Source organism: Nocardia pseudovaccinii NBRC 100343 (assembly GCF_001613225.1).
GTDB lineage: Bacteria > Actinomycetota > Actinomycetes > Mycobacteriales > Mycobacteriaceae > Nocardia > Nocardia pseudovaccinii.
Window position 1 is genome coordinate 1 of record NZ_BDBY01000162.1, and the last position, 2,823, is coordinate 2,823.

Sequence of the window (2,823 nt, forward strand, 5' to 3'; positions counted from 1 at the left end):
GGGCGGCACGCGACCAGCAGGGCGGCACGCGACCAGCGGGGCGGTTCGGCTAGCGGGGTCGGGTGTGCTGGGTGAGCCAGGTGGTGGTGTAGGTGAGGACGTCAGGGGCGATGGTGGTTTCGATGCCGGTGTATTCGCTGGGCAGGCCGGAGTTGGCCGGTTGCATGAGGTGGTTGAGGTCGGGGAAGACGTGCACGGTGACGTCCGGGTCGGCGGCCAGGCGGTCGCGCATCGGCTGTTCGTTCTGGGTGGCGAGGACCTGCATGTCCTTGGTGCCGAAGAAGGCCAGGACCGGGATCCGCAGGGCGGAGAGGGCGGGGGCCGGGTCGTAGGTGATGAAGGACGCCATGTACGTGGTGTTGTAGGCGTCGAGGGTTTCCGCGGAGGCGCGCTGATTCGGCGGGAGGGATTCGTTGTGGCGGTAGGCGAGGTCCTTTGCCGCGGCCAGATCACCGGCGCGGATCAGGTTGGTCCAGTCGGTGATGTAGGCGACCTGATCATCGATTCGGGACTGCGTTGCACCCGCCGCGCTGAGCAGTGCGCGGTTCTGCTCGATCAGTACCTCCCAGCCCGGTACCGAGGGGCCCGCCATCAGGATCGCGAAGGCAACGCCACTGTCCGGGCGCGATGCCACCAGGGGTGCGAGATAGCCGCCCTCGCTGTGGCCGAAGAGTCCGACACGTGCCGGGTCGATATCCGGGCGGGCGCGTAGGAAGCGCACGCCGACGGCCGCATCCCCGGCGAGATCGTCGTAAGTGGCGTCGTGGAGTTTGCCGCTGGTACCGCCGACGCCACGGTCATCGGTGCGCAGTACGGCATAACCCGCGCGGGTGTAGGTGTCGGCCAGCAGCAGAAAAGGCTTGTGGCCCATGAGTTCTTCGTTGCGGTCCTGGGGGCCGCTGCCGGAGATCATCAGGATTGCCGGGAACGGGCCGTTGCCCGCAGGCAGGGTCAGTGTGCCCGCGATGGTGATATCGCCGTTGCGGTAGGTGACGTCTTCAGAGCGGTAGGGGTATGGCGGTTTCGGCTCCTGCGGACGCGCGGACGCCGCGATCTTGCCGGGCTCGAGCGTCAACGGCAGGCTCTGGCCCGCTTGCCGGAACTCACCGCTGACCCGGTTGGCGCCCTTGTCGAATTTGCCCTCGAACACCGGATCGCCCGGGATGTTCGGAATCGCGAATGCCACCCGATCCGGTTCGGCGGAAACATCTTTCAGCGCCGCGCCGTTCACGCCTTGCGACGGGATGTCGATGGTGGCGCTGCCGTTATCGGCGAAACTCACCCCCACCGCCAACGGGGCGTCGGGCACCTCGATGGCCCCATGCCAATCCCCGGTCAACGACCGGGCCTGCCCATTATCCGATGACGAACACCCCGCCCCCAACGCAACGATCAGGACCAGAACCGAGACCAGCCATCGCCCAGTGCGCATTCCGCAACACTACCGACCCACACGAACATATCGAATGAACTCACCCACACGGCGTCCCGATCTCGGATCAAGATCAGGTGGAACTGGTGGCGGAGGCTTCTCGGCCGATACCGCCATCAATTCCACCTGATCTTGATCGCGTGGTGGCGGCAAAGTGCCACCGTCCGATCTGACATCGATCGGCATCCAGGCCAGCGGAACTCCGGGGCGGAGGTTCAGGCCCTGCGGGCGTATCGGACTGCGGCGGCGATCGCGTCCATGTCGAGTTCGAGGGTGGGGTCGTCTTCTTGTGCCTCTTGGAATTCCAGTATGGCGTCCGACATGCCGCCGCGGCGCGCGATGGCGAGCAGTTCACGGCGGACGTATGCGCCGAGCGGGAGTTCGGCGGCGCGGGCGCGGCGACCGAACATGCCGAGAGCGTCGGCGGGCAGATCGTAGACCTGGATGAGGGTTACCGCATCGGAGTCGAATTGCGGGGTCAGATCGCGGCCCTGGGCTTCCAGGAATTCCACGATCGTGTCCACGGAAGTTCGCCGACGCGCCATTGCGATCAGTTCCTGACGGACCTGAGCTTCGATCGATATGCCCGCGATGCGAGCACGGCGGCGGAATACGGCGACAGCATCGGTGGGCAGGTCGGATACCTGGAGTTGAGCCACGACGACCAGAGTAGCTGTGCGACAAGGAATTCGGCAGGTCTCGATTGTGCAACAACCGCCGGAATCAGCCGAAAAATGCCTCGGCTTCGCGGTAGCGCTCGGTCGGCACCCGCTTGAGCTGCTTGGTGGCCTCGGACAATGGGACCAGATCGATGGAAGTGCCGTGCAGAGCAACCATTTGGCCGAATTGTCCGGCATGTACGGCTTCGGCGGCATGCAGACCGAACCTCGTCGCCAGCACCCGGTCGTACGGGGTCGGGCTGCCGCCGCGCTGGACGTGACCGAGCACGGTGGTGCGGACCTCTTTGCCGATGCGGCGTTCGATCTCGGTCCCCAGTTGCTGTGCGACACCGGTGAACCGTTCGTGGCCGAATTCGTCGATGCCACCCTCGAGCAGAGCGAATCCGGAATCCGGGGCCGGATGCGCACCCTCGGCGACCACGCAGATGAAATGCTTATCGCCGCGCTGGAACCGGCGCTTGATCATCGAGCACACCTCGTCCACATCGAAGGGCACCTCGGGAACCAGCGTGAGGTGCGCGCCCGCCGCCACGCCCGAGTTGATCGCGATCCAACCCGCGTGGCGGCCCATCACTTCGACCAGCATGACGCGCTGATGCGATTCCGCGGTGGTGTGCAGCCGGTCGATGGCCTCGGAGGCGATGGACAGCGCAGTGTCGTGGCCGAAAGTGACGTCGGTGCAGTCGATGTCGTTGTCGATGGTCTTCGGCA

3 protein-coding genes are annotated in these 2,823 nt (G+C 65.7%); all 3 read right to left on the reverse strand.

Features of this window, described 5'->3' with window-relative positions:
• Positions 1–49 precede the first annotated feature (49 nt).
• Entirely contained in the window at positions 50–1,432 is a 1,383-nt protein-coding gene (locus tag NP3_RS19070) for an alpha/beta hydrolase family protein (protein WP_063042949.1), read from the reverse strand.
• 215 nt (positions 1,433–1,647) lie between these two features.
• A complete protein-coding gene (locus NP3_RS19075; RefSeq protein WP_063042950.1) occupies positions 1,648–2,091 on the reverse strand; it encodes a hypothetical protein in 444 nt (147 codons plus the stop codon).
• Positions 2,092–2,155: 64 nt separating this feature from the next.
• On the reverse strand, positions 2,156–2,823 hold a 668-nt coding region (locus tag NP3_RS19080; protein ID WP_157124395.1), incomplete at its 5' end, for an ATP-dependent 6-phosphofructokinase.